The organism is Luteibacter aegosomatissinici, assembly GCF_023078495.1.
Lineage (GTDB): Bacteria > Pseudomonadota > Gammaproteobacteria > Xanthomonadales > Rhodanobacteraceae > Luteibacter > Luteibacter aegosomatissinici.
Window position 1 is genome coordinate 4541988 of the sequence record NZ_CP095742.1, and the last position, 21248, is coordinate 4563235.

Below are 21248 nucleotides of genomic sequence, written 5' to 3' on the forward strand. Positions count from 1 at the left end.
TGCAAGCACGCTCCTACACGTGCATCGCAGAACTGTAGGAGCGCACTTGCGCGCGATGGGTGTTACAGGCGTTAGCGACGCAACCCGTCAATCACACCGTTAAACGTCGCGCTCGGACGCATCGCCGCACTGACCAGCGCCATGTCCGGGTGGTAGTAGCCCTTGATCTCGACCGGCTTGCCCTGGGCGCCGTTGAGCTCACCGACGATCTTGCCTTCGTTTTCGGTCAGCGCCCTGGCGACCGGGGCGAACTTCGCCTTCAGGTCGGCATCGTCATCCTGCGCTGCCAGGGCTTCCGCCCAGTACATGGCCAGGTAGAAATGGCTGCCGCGGTTGTCGATCTCACCCACCTTGCGCGCCGGCGACTTGTTGCTGTCGAGGAAGCGGCCGTTGGCCTGGTCCAGCGTCTTCGCCAGAACGCGGGCGTGCCTGTTGTCGTAGCGCTCGGCCAGGTGCTCGAGGGAGGCGGCCAGGGCAAGGAACTCGCCCAGAGAATCCCAGCGCAGGTAATCCTCTTCCACGAACTGCTGCACGTGCTTCGGCGCCGAACCACCGGCGCCGGTCTCGAACAGGCCGCCGCCGGCCATGAGCGGCACGATGGAAAGCATCTTGGCCGAGGTGCCCAGCTCCATGATCGGGAACAGGTCGGTGAGGTAATCGCGCAGCACGTTGCCGGTCACCGAGATGGTGTCCTGGCCCTTTCGGATGCGCTCCAGGGAGAACTTCGTGGCTTCCTCCGGCGCGAGGATGCGCAGGTCGAGGCCCGAGGTATCGTGATCCTTGAGGTAACGCTCGACCTTGGCGATCACCTGCGCGTCGTGGGCGCGGTTCTTGTCCAGCCAGAACACGGCCGGCGTATTCGACAGGCGCGCACGCTGCACGGCCAGCTTCACCCAATCCTGGATCGGCGCATCCTTGGTCTGGCACATGCGCCAGATATCGCCCTGCTCCACCGCGTGCTCGAACACCACGCTACCGTCATCGGCCACGACGCGGACCGTGCCATCGGCCGGGATCTGGAAGGTTTTGTCGTGCGAGCCGTATTCCTCGGCCTTCTGCGCCATGAGGCCCACGTTGGGCACGCTGCCCATGGTGGCCGGATCGAACGCGCCGTTGGCGATGCAATCCTCGATGACCACGGCGTAGACACCCGCGTAGCTGCGATCGGGGATCACGGCCTTGGCATCCTGCAACTTGCCTTCCGCATTCCACATGCCGCCGCTATCGCGGATCATGGCCGGCATGGAGGCATCGATAATGACGTCGCTGGGCACATGCAGGTTGGTGATGCCCTTGTCGGAATTCACCATGGCGAGCGCCGGGCGGTTTGTGTACTCCGCCTTGAGGTCGGCTTCGATCGCCGCGCGCGTCGCGGCGTCGAGCTTGTCGAGGCGCGCATAGAGGTCGCCGATGCCGTTGTTCGCATCGAAACCGACCTGCTTCAGCGCATCGGCGTGCCTGGCCAGCACATCCTTGTAGAACTCACGCACGGCGATACCGAACATGATCGGGTCGGAGACCTTCATCATGGTGGCCTTCAGGTGCAGCGAGAACAGCACACCCTTCGCCTTCGCGTCTTCAATCTGCGCGGTGATAAAGGCGGCCAGTTTGTTCTTGCTCATGACCGCGGCATCGACGATCTCGCCAGCCTTGACCGCGACCTTCTCCTTGAGCACTTTCGTCGCGCCATCCTTGCCGACGAACTCGATGCGCAGGCTACCGGCGCTACCGATCGTGGCCGACTTCTCGCTACCGTAGAAATCGCCGCCATCCATGTGGGCAACATGCGACTTCGAATCGGACGACCACTTGCCCATGCGGTGCGGATGCTTGCGGGCGTAGTTCTTCACCGAGAGCGGTGCGCGGCGATCGGAGTTGCCTTCGCGCAGCACGGGGTTCACGGCGCTGCCCATGGCCTTGCCATAACGGGCGTTTATGTCCTTCTCGGCATCGGTGGACGGCGCGTCCACGTAGTCCGGCAGGTCGTAGCCCTGCGCCTGCAGTTCCTTGATGGCGGCCTTCATCTGCGGCACGGAGGCGCTGATGTTTGGCAGCTTGATGATGTTGGCTTCCGGGGTGGTCGCCAGGTTGCCCAGTTCGGTCAGGTGATCGCCCACGCGCTGCGCGTCGGAAAGACGGTCGGGGAACTGGGCCAGGATGCGGCCGGCCAGGGAGATATCACGGGTTTCCACCGCCACGCCCGCCGTACCGGCGAACGCTTCGATGATCGGCAGGAACGACGCCGTGGCCAGGAACGGCGCTTCGTCGGTGAGGGTGTAGATGATCTTGGGCGACTGGGACATGGAAACGAGCCTTTTGCCTGAGGGGACCCGGACGAGCGGGAAACCTCACCATTGTGGCCCGGATGGGGGCGCCGGGCAAAGCGATCCCGGCGCATGACACCTTTGCTGCTGGTGCAACATCGGTGCCGGCAAGTACCCTCAGGCCTGCGCGGCACGCAGGGCCTTGCGCTCCTTGCGGCGGGCCTTGCGTGCCTTCCAGCGGTCCGAGAGGCACGCAAAGATCACGTACAGCGCCGGCGTGGAAAGCAGGGTGAGGCTCTGCGAAATAAGCAGGCCGCCGATCATGGCGATACCCAGGGGGCGGCGCAGTTCCGAGCCCTCGCCCAGGCCAATGGCCAGGGGCAGCGCGGCCAGGATCGCCACCATGGTGGTCATCATGATCGGGCGGAAGCGGACCAGGCAGGCCTCGCGGATGGCGTCCTTCGGGTTCGAGGCGTGGTCGCGCTGCGCCACCAGGGCGAAGTCGATCATCATGATCGCGTTCTTCTTCACGATACCGATCAGCAGCACGAGGGCGATCATCGCCACCACCGACAGTTCGGTGTCGGTGATGACGAGCGCGGCCAGCGCGCCAACACCGGCCGCGGGAAGCGTGGAGAGGATCGTCACCGGGTGGATCAGGCTTTCGTACAGCATACCCATCAGCAGGTACACCACGATGATCGCCGCCAGGATGAGCAGGGGCATGTCGCTCTGTGACTGCTGGAAGCGGCGGAAGTCGCTGCCGGCATCCAGGCGGATATCGCCTGGCATGCGCATGCCGTCGATCGTCTTCTGGATCACCACCATGGCCTCGCCCATGCTCGCGCCCGGCGCCAGGTTGAAGCTGACGCCCATGCTCGTGTACTGGTCCTCGTGCACGATCTGGCTGGGTGCCAGGCCCGGCACCTGCTTGGTCACCGCGGAAATAGGCACCATGGCGCCGTTATCCGAGCGCACGTAAATCTGGTTCAGCGCTTCGGGCGTCGCCGCCAGCGTGGGAAGTGCGTTGACGATGACGCGGTACTGGTTGATGTCCGAATAGATAGTGGAGACGGCACGCTGACCGAAGGCGTTGTACAACGCGCCATCGATATTGCCGATGGAAACCCCAAGGCGCGCCGCGGTATCGCGATCGATCACCATGTTCTGGCGCAAGCCCTGCGCATCGATATCGCTGCCGACATCCTTCAGGATCGGGTTCTTCTTCAGCGCATCCACCAGCTTGGGCAACCACTCCTGCAATTCAGCGAGGTCGTTTCCCTTCAGCGAGACCGAGTACTGGCCGCCCTGGGAGGTGCCGCCACCGCCACCGGTGGGAAGGTCCTGGATGGGGCGAAGGCGCAGGTTGAGATCCGGATATTTGTTGGCCTTGGCCGAGAGCCGGTCCACCACATCGAACGTGGTGTCCTTGCGGCCCTCTGCCACCGTCTTCAGTTCGATATTGAAGTTACCGGTGGAACCCGTGCGGCTGGTACCCAGGCGCGAGCCCACCGACTTCACGTCGGGATCTTCCAGAAGCATGTCGGTAAGACGTGCCTGGCGCACCTTCATCTCGCCAAACGACACAGTGGAACTGGATGTGGCGCGGGCGGCCAGCAGGCCGGTGTCCTGCGGCGGGAAGAACCCACCCTTCACCATGCCGAACAGCATGATGGTCGCGGCGATCAGGGCCAGCGGCGTCAACGCCATCAGCAGGGCGTGGCGCAGTGTCCAGTCCAGGCATACCCGGTAGAACGCCAACAGGCGATCCTGCGCGCTCTCCAGCCAGCGGCCAAGCCGCGATTCCGGCTCATCCGACGCGTGCGCGGTGAGGAAATGCGCGCACAACGATGGGGTCAGGGTGAGCGACACCAGCATCGACACCACGATGGCGGCGATCAGCGTGACCGTGAATTCCTTGAAGAACATACCGATGATGCCGGGCGCCAGCAGCAAAGGAATGAACACGGCGATCAGCGAACCGGTAATCGAGACGATGGTGAAACCAATCTCGCGGGCGCCGAGCAGCGCCGCCTCGAAACGCGGAATGCCTTCATCCATGTGGCGGATGACGTTCTCGATCACCACGATGGCATCGTCAACCACGAAGCCAATGGCGATCACCAGTGCCAAGAGCGTCAGGTTGTTCAGCGTGTAGCCGAACGCATACATGACGATGAAACCGCCCGCGAGCGACAAGGGAACGGCCAGGCCCGCGATCACGGTAGGCGCCAGGCGCCGCAGGAACAGCGCCATGGTCATGATCACCATGCATAGGCTGATCATCAGCGTGGCCTGCACCTCGTGCAGCGAGGCGCGAATGGTCGGCGTGCCATCGAAGAAGGAATGCAGGCGCACGCCATTCGGCAACCATGCCTGCATCGTGGGCATCATGCCCTTGATGCGGTCGACGGTTTCGATGACGTTCGCATCCGGCTTGCGGTACACGTACATCAGGATGCCGGGCTTACCGTTGAACCACGCCGCCTGGTAGGCATCCTGCTGGCCGTCGTACACCTTGGCCACGTCCGACAGGTGGATGGGCACGGAGTTATTCACGCCGATCACCAGCTTGGCGAACTCGTCGGCATGGTGCAGCGAATCGTTGGCGATGACCGCCATGGTCGTCTTGCCATCGGACAGGAAGCCCTGCGGCGATGTCACGTTGGCGGCGGTCAGCGCGTTACGCAGCTGGTCGGGCGAAAGGCCCATCGCATTCAGCGCGCGCAGGTTCACATCCACGCGGATAGCAGGCGTCGCGCTGCCGGCGATATCGACCGACGCAATGCCCTCCTGCTGGCGCAGACGCTGGGCGAGGATGGAATCGGCGACGTTGTACAGATCGGTCGGCGCGACCGTGTCTGACGTGAGCGCGAGCACCACCACCGGATCATCGTTGGGGTTGGCTTTCTGGTACGACGGCGCGTTGAGCAGGCCGGTGGGCAGGTCGGGCTGCGCGGCATTGATCGCGGACTGCACGTCGCGTGCGGCAGCATCGATATTGGTGCCGTTCTGGAAGAAGAGCAGGACGAAGGCGCTACCCTCCGAACTGTTCGAACGCATACTCTCCACACCAGGCACCTGGCCGAGGTGCCGCTCCAGCGGCGCCGCCACCGTCGATGCCATGGTGCTGGCATCCGCACCACTCTGCTGGGCCTGCACGAAGATGGCCGGGAACTGGATGTTGGGCAGCGCGGCCACGCCCAGCAGCGAATAGCAGATCATGCCGCATACGAACACACCGATCGCGAGTAGCGATGTGCCGATGGGGCGGCGGATGAACGGGCCGGAAATATTCATCGAGCGGGACGCTTTAGCAGACAGGGAATGGCGCGGGGAAATCCGTTCCTAACGCGTGACCCGGAAAAAGGTTTCGCCGGGCAGTGATCCGTCCGGCGAAAAGAGAGTGAGCCTTGGTGTCCAGGCCCGGCCTGCATCAGTCCGCAGGCCGCACTTGGGCATGGTGTGCCAGGGCGCGTTGTCGCTTGCGCTCGGCCAGCCAATCGGAGAAACGCTCCATGTACAGGTAGATCACCGGCGTGGTGTACAGGGTGACCAGCTGCGAGAGCAGCAGGCCGCCGACGATCGATACACCCAGCGGCTTGCGCAGTTCCGAACCGATGCCATTGCCCAGGGCCAGCGGCAAGGCACCGAGCAACGCCGCGGCGGTCGTCATCATGATCGGGCGGAAGCGCAGCAGGCAGGCGCGACGGATGGCATCAGTGGCGTTCATGCCGGTGCGCTTCGCCTCGATCGCGAAGTCGATCATCATGATCGCGTTCTTCTTCACGATACCGATCAGCAGCACGATACCGACGATGCCATCGACCGACAGGGTCATGCCGCACATCAAGAGTGCGAGCAAGGCGCCCACGCCAGCAGGCGGCAGGGTCGAGATGATCGTCAGCGGATGGATGTAGCTCTCGTAGAGCACGCCCAGCACGATGTAGATCACGATGATCGAGGCAAGCAGCAGGAGCACTTCGTCACCCACCGACGACGAGAACTCCGCCGCCTTGCCGATGAACTGGCCACGCACCTGCGGCGGGAAGTTCAGCGTCTGCTCCACCTCATGGATGGCTGCCACGGCCTCGGAGAGCGAATAGCCCTGCGCGAGGTTGAACGAGATCGTCACTGCCGGGAGCTGTTGCAGGTGGCTGACCACCAGCGGCGCGGTGGTGACCTGGGCGCTGGCCAGCGAGGCGATGGGGATGGAGCCACCCGCGCCGACCTGGAAGCCAACGTTACCGGTGTTACCGATACCGGCCGGCGTCGCCGAGTTGCTCGAGGCAAGCTGGCCGAAGCTGGTGGCATTGGAACCGGTGAGCGCGCCGTTGCCGTTGCTCTTCACCGTCAGCTTGTTAAGCAGATCGGCGCTGTTGCGGAACTCCGGCGACACTTCCAGCACCACGCGGTACTGGTTGAGCTGGGTGAAGATGGTGGAGATCTGCCGCTGGCCGAAGGCGTCGTACAGCGTGTCGTCGATGGTCTGCACCGGCACGCCGAGGCGGCTGGCCGTGTCGCGATCGATGGTGAGCTTCAGCGCCGTGCCCTGGTCGGCCAGGTTGTTATCCACATCCGCCAGTTCCTTGCGCTTGCGCAAGGCCGAGGTCATCTGCTGGGCGTAACCGGCGAGCTCGGTGGAGTTCACATCGGAGAGCGAGTACTGGTACTCGGTGGCCGACACCTGGCTATCGAGCGTCACGTCCTGCACGGGTTTCAGGTACAAGGCGACGCCGGCGATATGCGCGGCCGCCTTCTGCAGGCGGGGCAGCACGTCATCCAGGCTGTCACGGTCGCCACGGTCCTTCAGCACCAGCGAGAGCTGGCCCTGGTTGAGCGTGGGGTTGACCGAACCGGCACCGATGAAGGCGGCCACGCCGGAGACGGCGGGATCCTTGGCGAGGGCATCGGCCACGGCCTTCGTGCGCTGCTCCATCTGCGGGAACGCAACGTTCTGGTCGGCCTGGACCACGGCGGTGATCAGGCCCGTATCCTGCTCGGGCAGCAGGCCCTTGGGGATCACGACGTACAGCACCACGGTGAGCGCCACGCTGAGTGCGGCGATGACCATGGTAAGCGGGCGATGCGCCAGCACCCAGTCAAGGCTGCTGCCGTAGCCTTCCACGATGCGCGACCACGCGGTGTGCTTGCCGGAGGCCGTGGCGTGCTCGTGGGCATCGTCCGCATCCGGCAGCTGATCTGCCTTGAGCAGGTACGCACACATCATGGGCGTGAGCGTCAGCGACACCAGCATCGAGATGGCCACCGCGATGGTGAGCACCCAGGCGAACTCGTGGAACAGGCGGCCGGTGACGCCGGGCATGAGCAGCAGCGGCAGGAACACGGCGATCAGCGACACGGTCAGCGACAGCACCGTGAAGCCAATTTCCTTCGCACCCACCTCGGCGGCCGTCTTGGCGTCCTGGCCCTGCTCGATGTAGCGCACGATGTTCTCGATCATCACGATCGCATCGTCCACCACGAAGCCGGTAGCCACGGCCAGCGCCATGAGCGAAAGGTTATCCAGCGACATGCCCGCGAACGCCATGACACCGAACGTGCCCATGAGCGAGAGCGGCACCGCCACGGACGGAATCACCGTGGCCCACAGGCGGCGCAGGAAGACGAAGATCACCGCCACCACGAGGCAGATGGTGAGGATGAGGGTGAACTGCACATCCTCGACCGAGGCGCGGATCGTGATGGTGCGGTCGGAGAACACCTTCAGGTGCACATCCGCCGGCAGCACCTTCTGCAGGTCGGGAATGGTCTGGCGGATGGACTGCACCGTCTGCACGATGTTCGCGCCCGGCTGGCGGCGGATATCGAGCAGCACGGCCGGCTTGCCATTGGCCCACGCCGCGAGCTGGTCGTTCTCCACGCCATCGACGACGTTGGCCACATCCTTCAGGCGCACCGGCGAATCGTTGGTGTAGCTGATGATCGTGTCTTTGTAATCGGCGGCCGTGGCCAGCTGGTCGTTGGTGCCGATGCTGTAGGACTGGGTCTTGCCGTTCAGCGTGCCCTTGGGCGCGTTCACGTTCGCCTGGGTCAGCGAGCTGCGCACGTCTTCCATGGTCAGGCCGAGGTTGGCCAACTGCGCCGGATTGACCTGGATGCGCACGGCCGGGCGCACGTTGCCGGCGATGGACACGAGGCCCACGCCCTGCACCTGGGCCAGCTTCTGCGCGATGATCGAATCCGCGTAGTTGTTCACGTCGCGCAGCTGCACCGTGTCGGAGGTGAGCATCAGCGTCATGATCGGCGCATCGGCCGGGTTCACGCGGTTGTACACCGGCGGATACGGCAGGTTGTTCGGCAGCGTGCCGCGCGCCTGGTTGATCGCCGCCTGCACATCCTGGGCCGCGATATCGATATCGCGATCCATGTTGAACTGCAGGATGATCGTGGACAGGCCCGCCGACGAGTCCGAGCTCATCATGTTCAGGCCCGAGATCTGGCCGAAGTTGCGTTCCAGCGGGGTGGTGATGAGCGCGGCCATGGTGCTGGCCGAGGCACCGGGGTACTGGGTGGTCACGACGAGGCTTGGCGCGTCGATTTCCGGCAGCGCCGACACCGGCAGCTGCCGGTAGCCAAGGATGCCGAGCAACAGCACCGCCACCATCAGGAGCGATGTGGCGATGGGACGGCGAATGAAGAGTGTCGAGAAACCCACGGTTCAGTCCTGGTGTCTGGGCCGGCAAGGGCCCGTTGGCGGTACGTCCCTCATGGACGTACCGCACGTGTCGAAGTTAGCCGCCGCGGCGGCCGCCACCCTGGTGGGCCTTCTTGTCCTTCGACTTCGACAGTTCTTCAGCCGTCGGCGCCGCCGGCACCTGGCCCGGGGCCAGCGGCTGCACCTTGGAGCCCGGCTTCAGGCGGAACTGGCCTTCGGTGACCACTTTGTCACCCAGCTTCAGGCCGGTGATCATGACGTGGCTATCGCCCACTTCCGAGGCGGTCTGCACCGATTCCATCTTGACCGTGTTATCGCCCTGCACCAGGTAGACGTAATCGCCATCGGGGCCGCGCTGCACGGCCTGGGCGGGGATCACGAGGCCGTTCTTCACCGTGCGGACCTTCAGGCGCGCATTGACGAACTGGCCCGGCCACAGCTCGGTCTTCTGGTTCTCGAACAGGCCACGCAGGCGGAACGTGCCCGTGGTGGTATCGATGGTGTTGTTGATGACCTCGAGGTGGCCGCTGGTCACCACGTGCGCATCGATGCGGTCGAGCGCATCGACGATGAGCGGCGAGTCCGGGTTCTCGGCGATGCCCGTGCGCACCATGTCGAGGTTCTTCTCCGGCAGGGTGAACGTCACATAGATCGGGTGGACCTCGGTCAGCGTCACGATGGACGTGGAGGTGGTCACGATGTTGCCGACGTCGACACCGCGGATGCCGGCCAGGCCGGTGATCGGGGCAATGACCTTGGTGAAGCCCAGCTGCACCTGTGCCGCGCGGATCGAGGCCTGGTCGGCGACGACGGTAGCGTTGGACTGGTCCAGCGTGTTCTTCAGGTTATCCAGGTCCTGCTTGGAGACGTACTGCTGGCCGCCCTTGCTCACGAGGTTCTGCGAACGCTCGAGGTTGTTCTTCGCGGTGGCCGCCAGGGCCTGGTCCTGCTTGAGCTTGGCCAGCGCCTGGTCGTACTGCGACTGGATCGTGCGCGGATCGATCTCCGCGAGCACGTCGCCCTGCTTCACCTCCTGGCCCTCGGTGAAGTTCAGCTTCATGAGCTGGCCGCCCACCTGGGGGCTCACCGTGACCTGGTTGCGCGCCTGCACCGTGCCGGTAGCGCTCAGGTACACCGGCACGTCCTGGGCGGCGACAGGCACCACGGTGACCGGCACCGGCGGCTGATCCTTGCCCTGCCCCTCGCCATTGGCCTGGGCCGATGCGTCCTGCGCATTTGCACCACCCTTGTGCATACGGGGGAGGACGACGACGACGGCAATCACCACAACGACGATGACCGCCAGCGCGATTTTCCAAAAACGCGACATGTAAAGCTCCCAATGAGAATCCGGTCGATGGCACCGCCCTGCGACCAGGCGCGCCACGCGCCGCGGGCTTTATACCCTGAAAACGTTAACGTTCGGCGGCGACAAATATAGGTGTACGGGAACGAGATTGAACAATGCCGGTTGACAGGGGTACACCATGACTGACGGCATGCTACCCATGGCGTCCGGCACCGTTTGAGGCCCTCTGAAGGCAGCCGTGGGGCTGACCGCTGACGAATGCGAAGGTTCCGTTATACTCGGGCGGTTCGATCGCTGTAAGGCAGCAGGCAAGCCGGAGCCCGGGGAGGGGGACGGCATACCCAACATCGATGGGAGTCAATGCGTGAGTGGTACTCCGAGCAAGTCCGACCAGAACTTCGTCCGTCAATTCTCGTGGCTTACAGCCGGCTTAAGTGTTCTCGCCCTTGTCCTGATGGTGCTCGCCTACGCCATCTACTCCCATATTCCGAAGGAGCAGGACCCCGCCGTGGCCAAGCGCACGGAGGCCCGGATCGCCCCGGTGGGCGCCGTCTACGCCGGCGATACCGGCCGCGCCGCCATGCTGGCGGCCCAGGAGGCGGCCGCGAAGCTGGCCGCGAGCCAGGTGGCCTACGGTGGCAGCACCGATGGCAAGACCATCTACGACAACCTCTGCCACAGCTGCCATACGGCCGGTGTGGCGGGGGCGCCCAAGCTGGGTGACAAGGGTGCCTGGAGTGCCCGTATCGCCGAAGGCACCGCCACCCTCATCAAGCACGCGATTGAGGGCTACACCGGCCCCGACGGCAACCACATGCCGCCCAAGGGCGGTAACCCGGCGCTGACCGATGAACAGGTCACCAACACCGTGAAGTGGATGACCGACCAGGTCAAATAAGGAAATGTAGGCGGGTGCTCGCACGCGAAGGGCCAACAAAGCGGTGACGCGGCGCGGTGGCATAGCTATCGAGCCGCCACCCACTCCCCCGCAAACGCTTGAAGCTGCGGAAAAAAGCGCCCGAATATCTCGCGCAGCGCGGCGTCGTGCGCCAGCAGCAGCGGGACCGATTCCCCCACCGGGTTGGCCCGTGACAACCGCCGCGACAGGCCGCCCAACGCGGCAGCGACGCGGTCGACCTGGGCATAGCCCGCCGGCAAGTCATTGGCGTCCATATAGGAAAGGAACCGCTTCAGCCCGTCGGGCAGGATCGGTCCAGCCGCGTGCATCTCCTGTCGGAGGCCGGCGGAAAACCCGGCAAGGGGCGTATCGCTGTACCGGGCAAAGTCCCGGGCCAGGCAGTGGTCGAACCACACGTCCAGGAAGATGCCCGCGTACCGTCGGTACGGTGGCGGGAACAGCTCGCGTGCCGCCCTTACATCGGGATGGGTATCCGTATAGCCGTCGATCGCCCGGTGCAGGTAAATCCCGTCGCGCACCCGCGCGGGCAGTGAGGCGTCGGGTGTACCGCGGACGAAATCGCCCATGACGCCGCCCAGGCGCAACCCCGCGTCAGCGCCGGCCAGCAAGGCATGGGCAAGCACGTTCACGCGGGGACTCGGGCGCGGGTCGCGCAGCCAGCGGGTATCATGGCGGGCATGACTGATCTTCTACCTACAGCGCCGGAGACTTTCCCGGACGAAACGCTGAGCTTCGCGCTGGCTGGCCCCGCAGGCAAGCTCGAATGCGAGGCCAAGCCCGCGACCGAAGGCCACAGGCATGCCGTGGCGGTGATATGCCACCCGCTGTCGACCGATGGCGGCAGCATGCACAACAAGGTCGTGACCATGATCGAGCGCTCGCTGCGCGAGTCTGGCGTGGATACGGTGATCTTCAACTTCCGCAGCGTAGGCCGCTCCGAAGGCGCCTTCGACAGCGGGCACGGTGAAAGCGATGATCTCGCCGCCGTGGTGGCGTGGGCTCGCAAGGTACGCCCCGGGGCAAAACTCTGGCTCGCCGGCTTCTCGTTCGGCAGCTACGTGACCTTGCGCAATGCCGTGGCGCTCGGCGCCGACGGCCTTATCAGCATCGCCCCACCCGCCGCCGGCCGTGGCTGGGATTTCGCTCCGATCGAGCTGCCCGCCTGCCCCTGGCTGGTGGTGATGGGCGACGCCGACGAGATCGTCGAACCCCAGGCCGTCTATGACTGGGTGGATAGCCTTCCGGAAGACAAGCGGCCTGAGCTGGTGAAGATGGAAGAGACCAGCCACTTCTTCCACCGCCGCCTCATGGACCTGCGCGGCGTGATCAAGCACGCGGTGAAGGACTGGCCGCCCGTCCCGGCGCCCGTCGGCGCATGAGCTGCACGGAACTGACGCCCGGCGAGCGCTACCGGGATGGCATCACGGGCCACCGCTGGGAATCCGATCCCGCCCAGCTGGCGGTGGTCGCCGAGTTCGACCGGCTGCATCGTGAATTGTGCAAGCCCGCCGACCCGCAAGGCAGCGGGCTGTTTGGCCGCCTGAAGTCGATGCTTGGCGGCGATGCGTCCCGCGACGCCGTCAAAGGTCTTTACCTCTGGGGCAGCGTCGGCCGCGGCAAGACCTTCCTCATGGATCTGTTCGTATCGAGCCTGTCGCCGGGCCTCGCGCTGCGTCGGCATTTCCATCGTTTCATGCAGGAGACGCACGCCACCTTGCGCGAACTCGGTGAGCGGCAGAACCCGCTGGACGAAGTCGCGGCGCGCATCGCCGCAAAACACCGCGTGCTGTGCCTGGATGAATTCATGGTCACGGACATCGGCGATGCCATGATCCTGGCCGGACTGCTCGATGGGCTCTTCTCGCGCGGCGTCACGCTGGTCACCACCTCGAACACCGTACCGGCGAACCTTTACAAGGACGGCTTGCAGCGTGCGCGGTTCCTGCCCGCCATCGCCGCACTGGAAAGGCATTGCGTGGTGCACGAAATCGCATCGCCCCGCGACTGGCGGCTACGTACGCTTAGCCAGGCCTCGGTATACCTCGTGCCCCCGGGCCCGGAGGCCGAGCGCTCGCTTGCGAAGATCTTCACGACGCAAGCGCAGGGCGATACGGAGGATGGCGGCACACTCAACGTGAATGGCCGCGAGATTCCGGTGCGCCGGCGTGCCACGAACGTGATCTGGTTCGATTTTGCTGCGCTGTGCGAAGGCCCGCGCGCCGTGCCGGATTACATTGAGCTGGCGCGAAGCTACCCCACCGTGATCATCTCCGGCGTCCCGCAGTTCAACGATTTCACCGAAAACGAGGCCAAGCGTTTCGTCCTGCTGGTAGACGAGTTCTATGATCGCCACGTAAAGTTGGCGTTATCGGCCGCCGCGCCGATTACGGAGCTCTACGATGGCAGGCGTGTCCGCGCCGAATTCGGCCGGACCGAATCGCGTCTGATCGAGATGCAGAGCGAGGACTACCTGGGACGCGAGCACAACCCATAAGTTGACGTGAGCGCGACCGTCTTTCGCGAACATGTCACGAGAACGATGCTTTCCGGGCGGAAATGCCGCGCCACTTCAAACGAGAAACGCCCATGAAACATTGCGAACTAGTCCCCGGTAAAGGCATTCGCCACGGCGAACACGACATCTTCTTCGGCCTGGAGCGCAGCGCGGTGCGCAAGGTGCTCGGCAAGCCCAAGCCCCAGGAAGGCATGTGGGATGACGAAGACGAATACGAGGTCGAGCGCGAGGACTGGCTTCGCCTGCGCTACCTCGACAACAAGCTTTGCGATATCGAAGTGCTGGGTGGGGCGCTCGCCTACGATGGTGTCGAGCTGAAGCACACCGACATACGCACGCTCAAGGCCGGGCTCAACAACTGCGGCATCGCCGTCGATGATCTCACCGAGTGGCTCAGCGAGGGTCGCGACTGCGTCGATCTGCAGATCGTGGTCGCCACCGGCGACGACATCGGCGAGCCGGGTGGCGACAAGATCGCGTGGGTCATCACCAGCCGCGATTTCAAGGTCGAGGACAACAAGTGAGCACACGCCGCCCTGGGTTCCAGCTCATGGCGGCCATCGTCTTCGCGGCGCTGCTGGCAGGCTGCGCCAGTGGTCCGGGCGTGGCGCCGCAGCGCAGCCCGCTCGCCCACTGGTCACCTTCGCCCAACTTCAACGCCCGCAAGGCGCAACTCATCGTGCTGCACCACACCTCGATCGGCGATACCGAGGCGTCGCTGCGCGTGCTGAAGACGCGAAACAGCCAGGGGCCGGTCAGTGCGCACTACCTGGTGGAAATGGATGGCCGTATCGACCAGCTCGTGGACGAGGGCGATCGTGCATGGCAGGCCGGCGCATCGCGCTGGGCCGGCATGACGGATCTCAACTCATCGTCCATCGGTATCGAGATCGACAACGATGGGCACTCACCCTTCACGCAAGCGCAGATCGATGCACTGATCCGCCTGCTCGCCGATATCACCACGCGCCAGGGCATCCCGCGCACCGCGATCGTGGGCCACGGCGATATCGCGCCGGGCCGCAAGGATGACCCCAGCGTGCAGTTCCCGTGGGCAACGCTGGCCAGCTATGGCTTCGGGCTGTGGTTCGATGCGCCACTGACACCTGCGCCGCCGGGCTTCGATAGCCTCGCGGCCATGCGCCTCGTGGGCTATGACGTATCCAGCCCGCGCGATGCCATCATCGCGTTCCACCGCCACTACCGGGCGATGGAAACCGATGCGCTCGACAGCACGGATGCCGCCATCCTTTACTCGCTGCAGCGCAAACTGATGGCGCCGCGTCAGTAATCGAAGGTACGGAACGCGTCGATCGTTCGCTCGACACCCTCGTCATCGATATCCAGATGCGTCACCAGGCGGATCGACGGCAGGTAACCGATGCTCAGGCGAATGCCCCTGGCGGCGGTGTGCTTTGCCAGGTCCTGCAGGCGCGCGGCGGGGACATCCACGAACACCATGTTGGTATGGCAGCCCTGCAGGGTCAGGCCATCGATGGCACCCAGGGCATCGGCCAGGCGCTTCGCGCGGGCATGATCATCGGCGAGCCGCTCCACGTGGTGGTCGAGGGCGTGCATGGCGGCCGCCGCCAGCATGCCGGCCTGGCGCCAGCCCCCGCCTGTCACCTTGCGCCAGCGCCGTGCGCGATCAATCAGCTTCACATCACCCAGCAGTACCGAGCCGACCGGCGCGCCCAATCCCTTCGACAGGCACACGGAAACGCTGTCGAAGCCCGACGTCACATCACGCGGCGCGCGGCCGTAGGCGATGGCGGCGTTGTAAAGGCGCGCGCCGTCGAGGTGGAAGCCCAGCCCACGCCGCGTCGCCAGGTCACGCGCCGCCGCGAGGTACTCGAACGGCAACGCGCGGCCGTGCCAGGTGTTTTCGAGCGCCAACAGCTTTGAACGCGCGAAGTGCGGGTCCACCGGCTTGATCGCCGCTTCGACCTTATCCAGCGGCAAGGTGCCATCGGCGGCCTGCGGAATGGGTTGCGGCTGGATCGAGCCGAGCACGGCCGCGCCGCCGCCTTCGAAACGATAGGTGTGCGCATCGGCACCGACGATGTATTCGTCGCCGCGCTCGCAATGGCTCATCAGCGCGAGCAGGTTGCTCTGCGTGCCCGTGGGCACGAACAGGGCCGCGGCGAAGCCGAGATCCGCGGCCAGGCGGTCCTGCAAGGCGTTTACGGTGGGATCTTCGCCGTACACGTCATCACCGACGGGGGCGCGCAGCATCGCTTCGCGCATGGCATCGGTGGGCTGGGTCACTGTGTCGCTGCGCAGGTCGATCGTTCGCATGGGGTGCCGTGTCGCCTAGGGGCCAGCCACGCATGGTACGCCAGCCCGTTCACGATTCCGTAGCCCACGTCACGCCATGCTTGGCCACATGATCACGATCGTCATGGGCGTATCCGGCAGTGGCAAGAGCACCGTAGGGAGCGACCTCGCGGCGCACCTGGGCCTGCCCTTTATCGATGGCGACAGCCTGCACCCCGAGGCCAACCGGGAAAAGATGGCGCAGGGTATCGCACTGAACGACGCGGACCGGCAGCCATGGCTTGAAGCCATCGTTGCGGCCATGAACCAGCACCGCGAGCGCCACCAGTCACTGGTGATCGCCTGCTCGGCGCTGAAACACCGTTATCGCGATTTCCTGCGGGGCGGCGAGCGCGATGTTCGATTCGTCTACCTGCACGGCACGCGCGAACTGCTGGAGGAACGGCTGCGTGAGCGCACGGGCCATTTCTTCAACCCTGCGCTGCTCGATAGCCAGCTGGCCACGCTGGAAGAGCCCTCGCGAACCGAAGCCGCCTGGGTCGAGATCACCGACCCACCGGCGCGCATCGTGGAGAAGGTGATCCGGGCCGGTTGCGCGGAGGCGCGTCAGGCCGCCCGGTAATCCGAAGGCGGCTTGCCCAGTGCGCGGCGGAACATCGTGGAAAAACTGGTGGCGCTCTCATAGCCGAGGTCGAGCGCCACCTCGGTCACGGCCTCGTGCGCGGCCAGCCGGGGCAGCGCGGCGAGCAGGCAAGCCTGTTGCCGCCATTGCGCGAAGCTCATCCCGGTTTCCTGGCGGAACAGCCGGGTGAAGCTTCGCCGGTGCATCCCGAGCCGGGCCGCCCAGGCATCGATGCCCTCGGCCACGTTGGGGTGTTCGAGGAACCGGGCGCATAGTGCGGCCAATTCCGGCTGGCTGGGCAATGGCAAGTCCAGCGGCACGCGCGGCGCGCGGCCGATCTCTTCGACGAGCAAGGCCATCAGCAGGCCATCGCGGCCGGCCGTGTCGTATTCGCGCGGCACGTGAACGGCTTCGACCAGCAAGGCGCGTAGCAGCGGGGAGACGGCGATGACGCGGCATGCCTCGCCCGCGGCCCCCGTGACCTCCGGTTCGATGTACACACTCCGCGTGTTCACCGCACCGATCATGCGCACCGCGTGCGGGGTGGCTGATGGAATCCACACCGCGCGCTCGGGCGGGGCGATCCACGCGCCGAATGGCGTGGTGACGGCCACGGTGCCTTCCGAGGCATACAGCAGTTGCCCGCGCCGGTGCTGGTGGGTCGGTAGCTCGAACGAGGCGGGGTAGGTGTTGCCACGTGAGACGACCGGGCGTGGCGTGGCCTCGAAAACAGTGGCATCACTGGGCGGCATGCGATTGTCCCAAACTCAAAGGCTTGTGACCCACATTCTAGCGCGGGACAGCCCCGCGGCGTGGTTTCATAGCGTCCCCCACCCCAGGACCGCACGATGCAAGCCCCGGCCAACACGGCGGTGCAGGCGAACACCCCTGCCGCCCCCACCGTTTACGGTGTGATTTTTGCGATCAGCTTCTGCCACCTGCTGAACGACATGATGCAGTCGCTGCTCCCGGCCATCTATCCCGGCCTGAAGAGCGATTTCCAGCTCGATTTCGGCCAGATCGGCCTGATCACGCTGACCTACCAGATCACCGCGTCCATCCTGCAGCCGCTGATCGGCCTGTATGCCGATCGCCGCCCCACGCCGCTGGCACTGCCCGGCGGGACGTTGTTCTCACTCGCCGGCTTGCTGGTGCTCTCGCAGGCACACGCGTACCCCGTACTGCTCGGCGGCGCCGCCTTGCTCGGCATGGGTTCCTCCGTGTTCCACCCGGAATCGTCACGCGTGGCGCGCATGGCATCGGGTGGCAAGCATGGTCTCGCGCAATCGCTGTTCCAGGTGGGCGGCAATGCCGGGCAAGCGCTTGGTCCGCTGGCCGCCGCGGTCGTCGTCGTGCGCTGGGGTCAGTCGAGCCTGGGCTTCTTCGCCCTGCTCGCGCTGTTGTCGTGCGCCATCCTGTGGAACGTGAGCCAGTGGTATCGCCACCACGGCTTGCCGCGGTTGAAGGCGTCGCATGCAGCCCATGCGCACAGTGCGCCACCGGCACGCGATGCCACGCGCGGCATCCTCGTGCTGCTCGCGCTCATCTTCTCCAAGTACGTGTACCTGTCCAGCCTGACCAGCTATTTCACCTTCTACCTGATCCACAAGTTCAGCGTGTCGGTGGAAACCGCGCAGCTGCACCTGTTCGTGTTCCTTGGCGCGGTTGCGGTGGGAACGATTCTTGGCGGCCCTGTCGGCGACCGCATCGGCCGCAAGCGCGTTATCTGGTTTTCCATCCTGGGCACCTTGCCGTTCACGTTGCTGCTACCGCATGCCAGCCTGTTCTGGACGGCACCGCTCACCATCGCGATCGGCCTCATCCTGGCCTCCGCCTTCCCCGCCATCGTAGTGTTCGCGCAGGAACTCGTGCCCGGCAAGGTTGGCATGATCTCCGGCTTGTTCTTTGGCTTCTCGTTCGGCATGGGCGGCATTGGCGCCGCGGTGCTGGGGGAGCTGGCCGACCACTACGGTATCGAGGCGGTGTACCAGCTCTGCGCGTTCCTGCCGCTGATCGGCCTGCTGGCGGCGTTTTTGCCTAACCCCAAAAAGTAGCGTGGTCGCGCCACGGTTCAGGCCTGTGCGGCTCCAGCCAGCTCGGCCTCCATAGCCTGGCGCATAAGGTACTTCTGCACCTTGCCCGTCACCGTCATCGGGAAGCTATCCACGAAACGCACATAGTGCGGCACCTTGAAGTAAGCAAGGTGCCGCCTGCAGTAGTCCTGGATGGCCGCCTCCGAGACCGCGGCACCATCGCGCAGGCGGACCCATGCGCACACCTGTTCGCCGAACTTTTCATCCGGCACGCCGAATACCTGCACATCCTGGATATCGGGGTGGCCATACAGGAATTCCTCGATCTCGCGCGGGTAGATGTTCTCGCCGCCACGGATGATCATGTCCTTCAGCCGGCCGACGATGGTGCAGTAGCCTTCATCGTCGATGACGGCAAGGTCGCCGGTATGCATCCAGCGCGCATCGTCGAGGGCCATGCGCGTGTTGGCTTCGTCATTCCAGTAGCCACGCATGACCGAATAGCCGCGCGTAAGCAGTTCGCCCGTATGGCCACGCGGAACGACACGCCCGTTGTCATCGACGATCTTCACTTCCACGTGCGGGTGGATGCGGCCCACGGTCGACACACGACGATCCAACGGATCATCCGCCACGGTCTGGAAACTCACCGGGCTGGTCTCGGTCATGCCGTAGGCGATGGTCACTTCCCCCATGTGCATGTCACGCACCACGCGCCGCATCACTTCGATGGGGCACGGCGAGCCCGCCATGATCCCGGTGCGCAGGCTGCTGAGGTCGAATTCGCGGAAGCGCGGATGCTCCAGCTCGGCGATGAACATGGTGGGCACGCCGTGCAATCCCGTACAGCGCTCCTCGGCCACGGTTTCCAGGGTGGCGAGCGCGTCGAAGCCTTCGCCGGGGATCACCATGCATGCGCCATGCGTCACGCAGGCCAGGTTGCCCAGCACCATGCCGAAGCAGTGATAGAACGGCACGGGGATACATAACCGGTCTTCTGCGGTGAGGTGCATCGCCTCGCCGATGAAGAAGCCGTTGTTCACGATGTTGTGGTGGGTGAGCGTGGCGCCCTTGGGTGCGCCGGTCGTGCCGGAGGTGAACTGGATGTTCACCGGGTCGTCGAACGAGAGTTCGGCTTCGACCGCGGCGAGCAGCGCCCTCGCACTCGCATCCGCGGCAATGTCCGCCCAACGAAACGTACCGGGGGCAGGCGCATCGTCAAGAAGGATGACGTGGCGCAGATCGGGCAGCGCTGCCGCGCGTAAACCGCCGGGCGCAGAGCCCGGCAGTTCGGGGGCAAGGCCCTGCAGGATGTCGAGGTAGCGCGAAGTCTTGAACGCGCGCGGCAGGATCAAGGCGCGGCAGCCGACCTTGTTCAGTGAATACGCCAGTTCGTGCGAGCGGTACGCCGGGTTGATGTTGACCAGGATCAGCCCGGCTTTCGGCGCGGCGAACTGGGCCACCACCCATTCCGCGCGGTTGGGTGCCCAGATGCCCACGCGGTCGCCCGGCGCCAGGCCCAGCGCCAGCAGTCCCGCGGCAACGCGCTCCACCTCGGCATGGAACTCGCGGTAACTCCAGCGGATATTTTGCTGGCGTACGACCAACGCGGGCCGTTCCGGCCAGGTCGCCGCCACGCGGTCGAGCAATGCGCCCACCGTTTCGCCGAGCAGTGGCGTGGCGCTGGCGCCGTTGACGTAACTGGGGGCGCTGTTTTCCATGGAACATCCTGGGGCCGTGATGCCCTGAGGATAGGCCAATCGCGCGCGATGGCCCGCTAGCCTCGGGATACCAGCGTGCCAATGACCTGCTCCAGCGATGTCTCTCCCTTGATCGCCTCCGGCCCGAAATCGATCCATCCCTCATTGAACCCATCGATCATCCGCATGCGCGGTACGGGATTCGCCATGCCCTGCGCGCGGAACCGACCTTCCCATGACTCTCGCGGTACACCGCGGGCGACCACATCACGCTCCAGCGCGCGGGCCAGCGCCGCCGCGATATCGTCGGGGCTGACCCGGACCGGGCCTTCCAGTTCCACGACCCGTACCCCTTCCCAACGCTCACCCAGCAGGCGCGCCGCCTGGTGGCCGATGTCGCGGGTAGCCACCATGGCGATGCGCCGGTCGAGTGGCTGCAGGTAGCTGTCGATCACGCCGGTGTCGCGGGCCTGGGCCACATCCCACTGCGTGTTTTCCATGAACCAGGCGGCGCGCAGGAACGCCACGGGCATGGGCAACGCGCCAAGCACCTGCTCCATCCGGCCCAGCTGGGATAGCAGGTTCTCATGCACGGCACCCGCGCCGATCGTGGAGAGCACGACGACACGGTCGGGGCGCGCCGCGAGCAGGGCGTCGCGGATCGAGGCGATCGTGCGGTTCGATTCGGGAAAGCCGGGCGAGGGATCGAACAGCGGCGGCAAAAGGATGAAGACCGCCTCGGCGCCCTCGAAGGCGCGGGTCAGCGCCGGCGTGTCATCGAGTGCCGCGATGGCCGCATGCGCGAAGCGGCTGGCCTTGGCCGCGTCGCGCACAACCGCGCGGAACGGCGTTCCGTCGGCATGCAGGGCCTCGGCTAGCGAGGCCCCGACCTGGCCGGTGATACCGGTAATGGCGTACATGGTTTGCTCC

General features: G+C 65.2%; 16 protein-coding genes. 7 read left to right on the forward strand and 9 right to left on the reverse strand.

The annotated features are described in order from the left end of the window. Positions 1-71: 71 nt before the first annotated feature. The 4 genes from L2Y97_RS20465 to L2Y97_RS20480 all read right to left on the reverse strand — a co-directional run bounded on the left by L2Y97_RS20465 (position 72) and on the right by L2Y97_RS20480 (position 10273). Positions 72-2303, reverse strand: coding sequence for an NADP-dependent isocitrate dehydrogenase (locus L2Y97_RS20465; protein WP_247430352.1), 2232 nt, complete (start codon positions 2301-2303; stop codon positions 72-74). A 138-nt stretch (positions 2304-2441) separates the two neighbouring features. Next, a complete protein-coding gene (locus L2Y97_RS20470) occupies positions 2442-5564 on the reverse strand; it encodes an efflux RND transporter permease subunit (protein WP_247430355.1) in 3123 nt (1040 codons plus the stop codon). A gap of 136 nt (positions 5565-5700) precedes the next feature. Continuing rightward, a complete protein-coding gene (locus L2Y97_RS20475) occupies positions 5701-8943 on the reverse strand; it encodes an efflux RND transporter permease subunit (RefSeq protein WP_247430357.1) in 3243 nt (1080 codons plus the stop codon). A gap of 76 nt (positions 8944-9019) precedes the next feature. Continuing rightward, entirely contained in the window at positions 9020-10273 is a 1254-nt protein-coding gene (locus L2Y97_RS20480; RefSeq protein ID WP_247430360.1) for an efflux RND transporter periplasmic adaptor subunit, read from the reverse strand. Between the two features lie 343 nt (positions 10274-10616). Between L2Y97_RS20480 and L2Y97_RS20485 the strand changes: the two genes are divergently transcribed. After that, positions 10617-11150: a c-type cytochrome gene (locus L2Y97_RS20485; protein WP_247430363.1), complete on the forward strand. Its 534-nt coding sequence runs from the start codon at positions 10617-10619 to the stop codon at positions 11148-11150. Between the two features lie 65 nt (positions 11151-11215). Here L2Y97_RS20485 and L2Y97_RS20490 read toward each other — a convergent pair whose 3' ends face one another. After that, positions 11216-11800, reverse strand: coding sequence for an acyl carrier protein phosphodiesterase (locus tag L2Y97_RS20490; RefSeq protein WP_247430365.1), 585 nt, complete (start codon positions 11798-11800; stop codon positions 11216-11218). Positions 11801-11848: 48 nt separating this feature from the next. Between L2Y97_RS20490 and L2Y97_RS20495 the strand changes: the two genes are divergently transcribed. From L2Y97_RS20495 to L2Y97_RS20510, 4 genes are all read left to right on the forward strand, one after another. After that, positions 11849-12550 carry an alpha/beta hydrolase gene (locus L2Y97_RS20495; RefSeq protein ID WP_247430368.1) on the forward strand — a complete coding sequence of 234 codons (702 nt, stop codon included), beginning with the start codon at positions 11849-11851 and terminating at the stop codon, positions 12548-12550. Continuing rightward, entirely contained in the window at positions 12547-13665 is a 1119-nt protein-coding gene (gene zapE, locus L2Y97_RS20500) for a cell division protein ZapE (protein ID WP_247430371.1), read from the forward strand. The genes L2Y97_RS20495 and zapE overlap by 4 nt, the downstream gene beginning before the upstream one ends. A gap of 92 nt (positions 13666-13757) precedes the next feature. After that, positions 13758-14210, forward strand: a complete 453-nt coding sequence (locus tag L2Y97_RS20505) for a hypothetical protein (protein WP_247430374.1) — start codon at positions 13758-13760, stop codon at positions 14208-14210. Beyond that, the gene (locus L2Y97_RS20510; RefSeq protein WP_247430377.1) at positions 14207-14977 is read left to right on the forward strand and encodes an N-acetylmuramoyl-L-alanine amidase; all 771 of its coding nucleotides are present in this window, start codon (positions 14207-14209) and stop codon (positions 14975-14977) included. Before L2Y97_RS20505 ends, L2Y97_RS20510 begins: the two co-directional genes overlap by 4 nt. Here L2Y97_RS20510 and ltaE read toward each other — a convergent pair. Further along, a complete protein-coding gene (ltaE, locus tag L2Y97_RS20515) occupies positions 14971-15984 on the reverse strand; it encodes a low-specificity L-threonine aldolase (RefSeq protein WP_247430379.1) in 1014 nt (337 codons plus the stop codon). The genes L2Y97_RS20510 and ltaE overlap by 7 nt on opposite strands. Positions 15985-16072: 88 nt before the next feature. On the opposite strand from ltaE, the gene L2Y97_RS20520 reads away from it, so the two are divergent. After that, positions 16073-16585, forward strand: a complete 513-nt coding sequence (locus L2Y97_RS20520) for a gluconokinase (RefSeq protein ID WP_247430382.1) — start codon at positions 16073-16075, stop codon at positions 16583-16585. Here L2Y97_RS20520 and L2Y97_RS20525 read toward each other — a convergent pair. Further along, a complete protein-coding gene (locus L2Y97_RS20525) occupies positions 16570-17337 on the reverse strand; it encodes an AraC family transcriptional regulator (protein WP_247430385.1) in 768 nt (255 codons plus the stop codon). The two genes, L2Y97_RS20520 and L2Y97_RS20525, sit on opposite strands and share 16 nt — an antisense overlap. Before the next feature lie 96 nt (positions 17338-17433). Between L2Y97_RS20525 and L2Y97_RS20530 the strand changes: the two genes are divergently transcribed. Continuing rightward, positions 17434-18639: an MFS transporter gene (locus tag L2Y97_RS20530; protein WP_247430388.1), complete on the forward strand. Its 1206-nt coding sequence runs from the start codon at positions 17434-17436 to the stop codon at positions 18637-18639. Between the two features lie 17 nt (positions 18640-18656). On the opposite strand, the gene L2Y97_RS20535 is transcribed toward L2Y97_RS20530, so the two are convergent. Further along, positions 18657-20339 (reverse strand): AMP-binding protein, encoded by a 1683-nt coding sequence (locus tag L2Y97_RS20535; protein WP_247430390.1) that lies wholly within the window; start codon positions 20337-20339, stop codon positions 18657-18659. A gap of 56 nt (positions 20340-20395) precedes the next feature. Further along, the gene (locus L2Y97_RS20540; protein WP_247430393.1) at positions 20396-21238 is read right to left on the reverse strand and encodes an NAD(P)H-binding protein; all 843 of its coding nucleotides are present in this window, start codon (positions 21236-21238) and stop codon (positions 20396-20398) included. Positions 21239-21248: the final 10 nt, after the last annotated feature.

What these genes read in the sequence shown, in the direction of transcription:
- L2Y97_RS20465 (WP_247430352.1), bottom strand. Translation starts at nt 2,303, where the DNA reads ATGTCCCAGTCGCCCAAGATCATCTACACCCTCACCGACGAAGCGCCG.
- L2Y97_RS20470 (WP_247430355.1), bottom strand. Translation starts at nt 5,564, where the DNA reads ATGAATATTTCCGGCCCGTTCATCCGCCGCCCCATCGGCACATCGCTA.
- L2Y97_RS20480 (WP_247430360.1), bottom strand. Translation starts at nt 10,273, where the DNA reads ATGTCGCGTTTTTGGAAAATCGCGCTGGCGGTCATCGTCGTTGTGGTG.
- L2Y97_RS20495 (WP_247430368.1), top strand. Translation starts at nt 11,849, where the DNA reads ATGACTGATCTTCTACCTACAGCGCCGGAGACTTTCCCGGACGAAACG.
- zapE (WP_247430371.1), top strand. Translation starts at nt 12,547, where the DNA reads ATGAGCTGCACGGAACTGACGCCCGGCGAGCGCTACCGGGATGGCATC.
- L2Y97_RS20505 (WP_247430374.1), top strand. Translation starts at nt 13,758, where the DNA reads ATGAAACATTGCGAACTAGTCCCCGGTAAAGGCATTCGCCACGGCGAA.
- ltaE (WP_247430379.1), bottom strand. Translation starts at nt 15,984, where the DNA reads ATGCGAACGATCGACCTGCGCAGCGACACAGTGACCCAGCCCACCGAT.
- L2Y97_RS20520 (WP_247430382.1), top strand. Translation starts at nt 16,073, where the DNA reads ATGATCACGATCGTCATGGGCGTATCCGGCAGTGGCAAGAGCACCGTA.
- L2Y97_RS20525 (WP_247430385.1), bottom strand. Translation starts at nt 17,337, where the DNA reads ATGCCGCCCAGTGATGCCACTGTTTTCGAGGCCACGCCACGCCCGGTC.
- L2Y97_RS20530 (WP_247430388.1), top strand. Translation starts at nt 17,434, where the DNA reads ATGCAAGCCCCGGCCAACACGGCGGTGCAGGCGAACACCCCTGCCGCC.
- L2Y97_RS20535 (WP_247430390.1), bottom strand. Translation starts at nt 20,339, where the DNA reads ATGGAAAACAGCGCCCCCAGTTACGTCAACGGCGCCAGCGCCACGCCA.
- L2Y97_RS20540 (WP_247430393.1), bottom strand. Translation starts at nt 21,238, where the DNA reads ATGTACGCCATTACCGGTATCACCGGCCAGGTCGGGGCCTCGCTAGCC.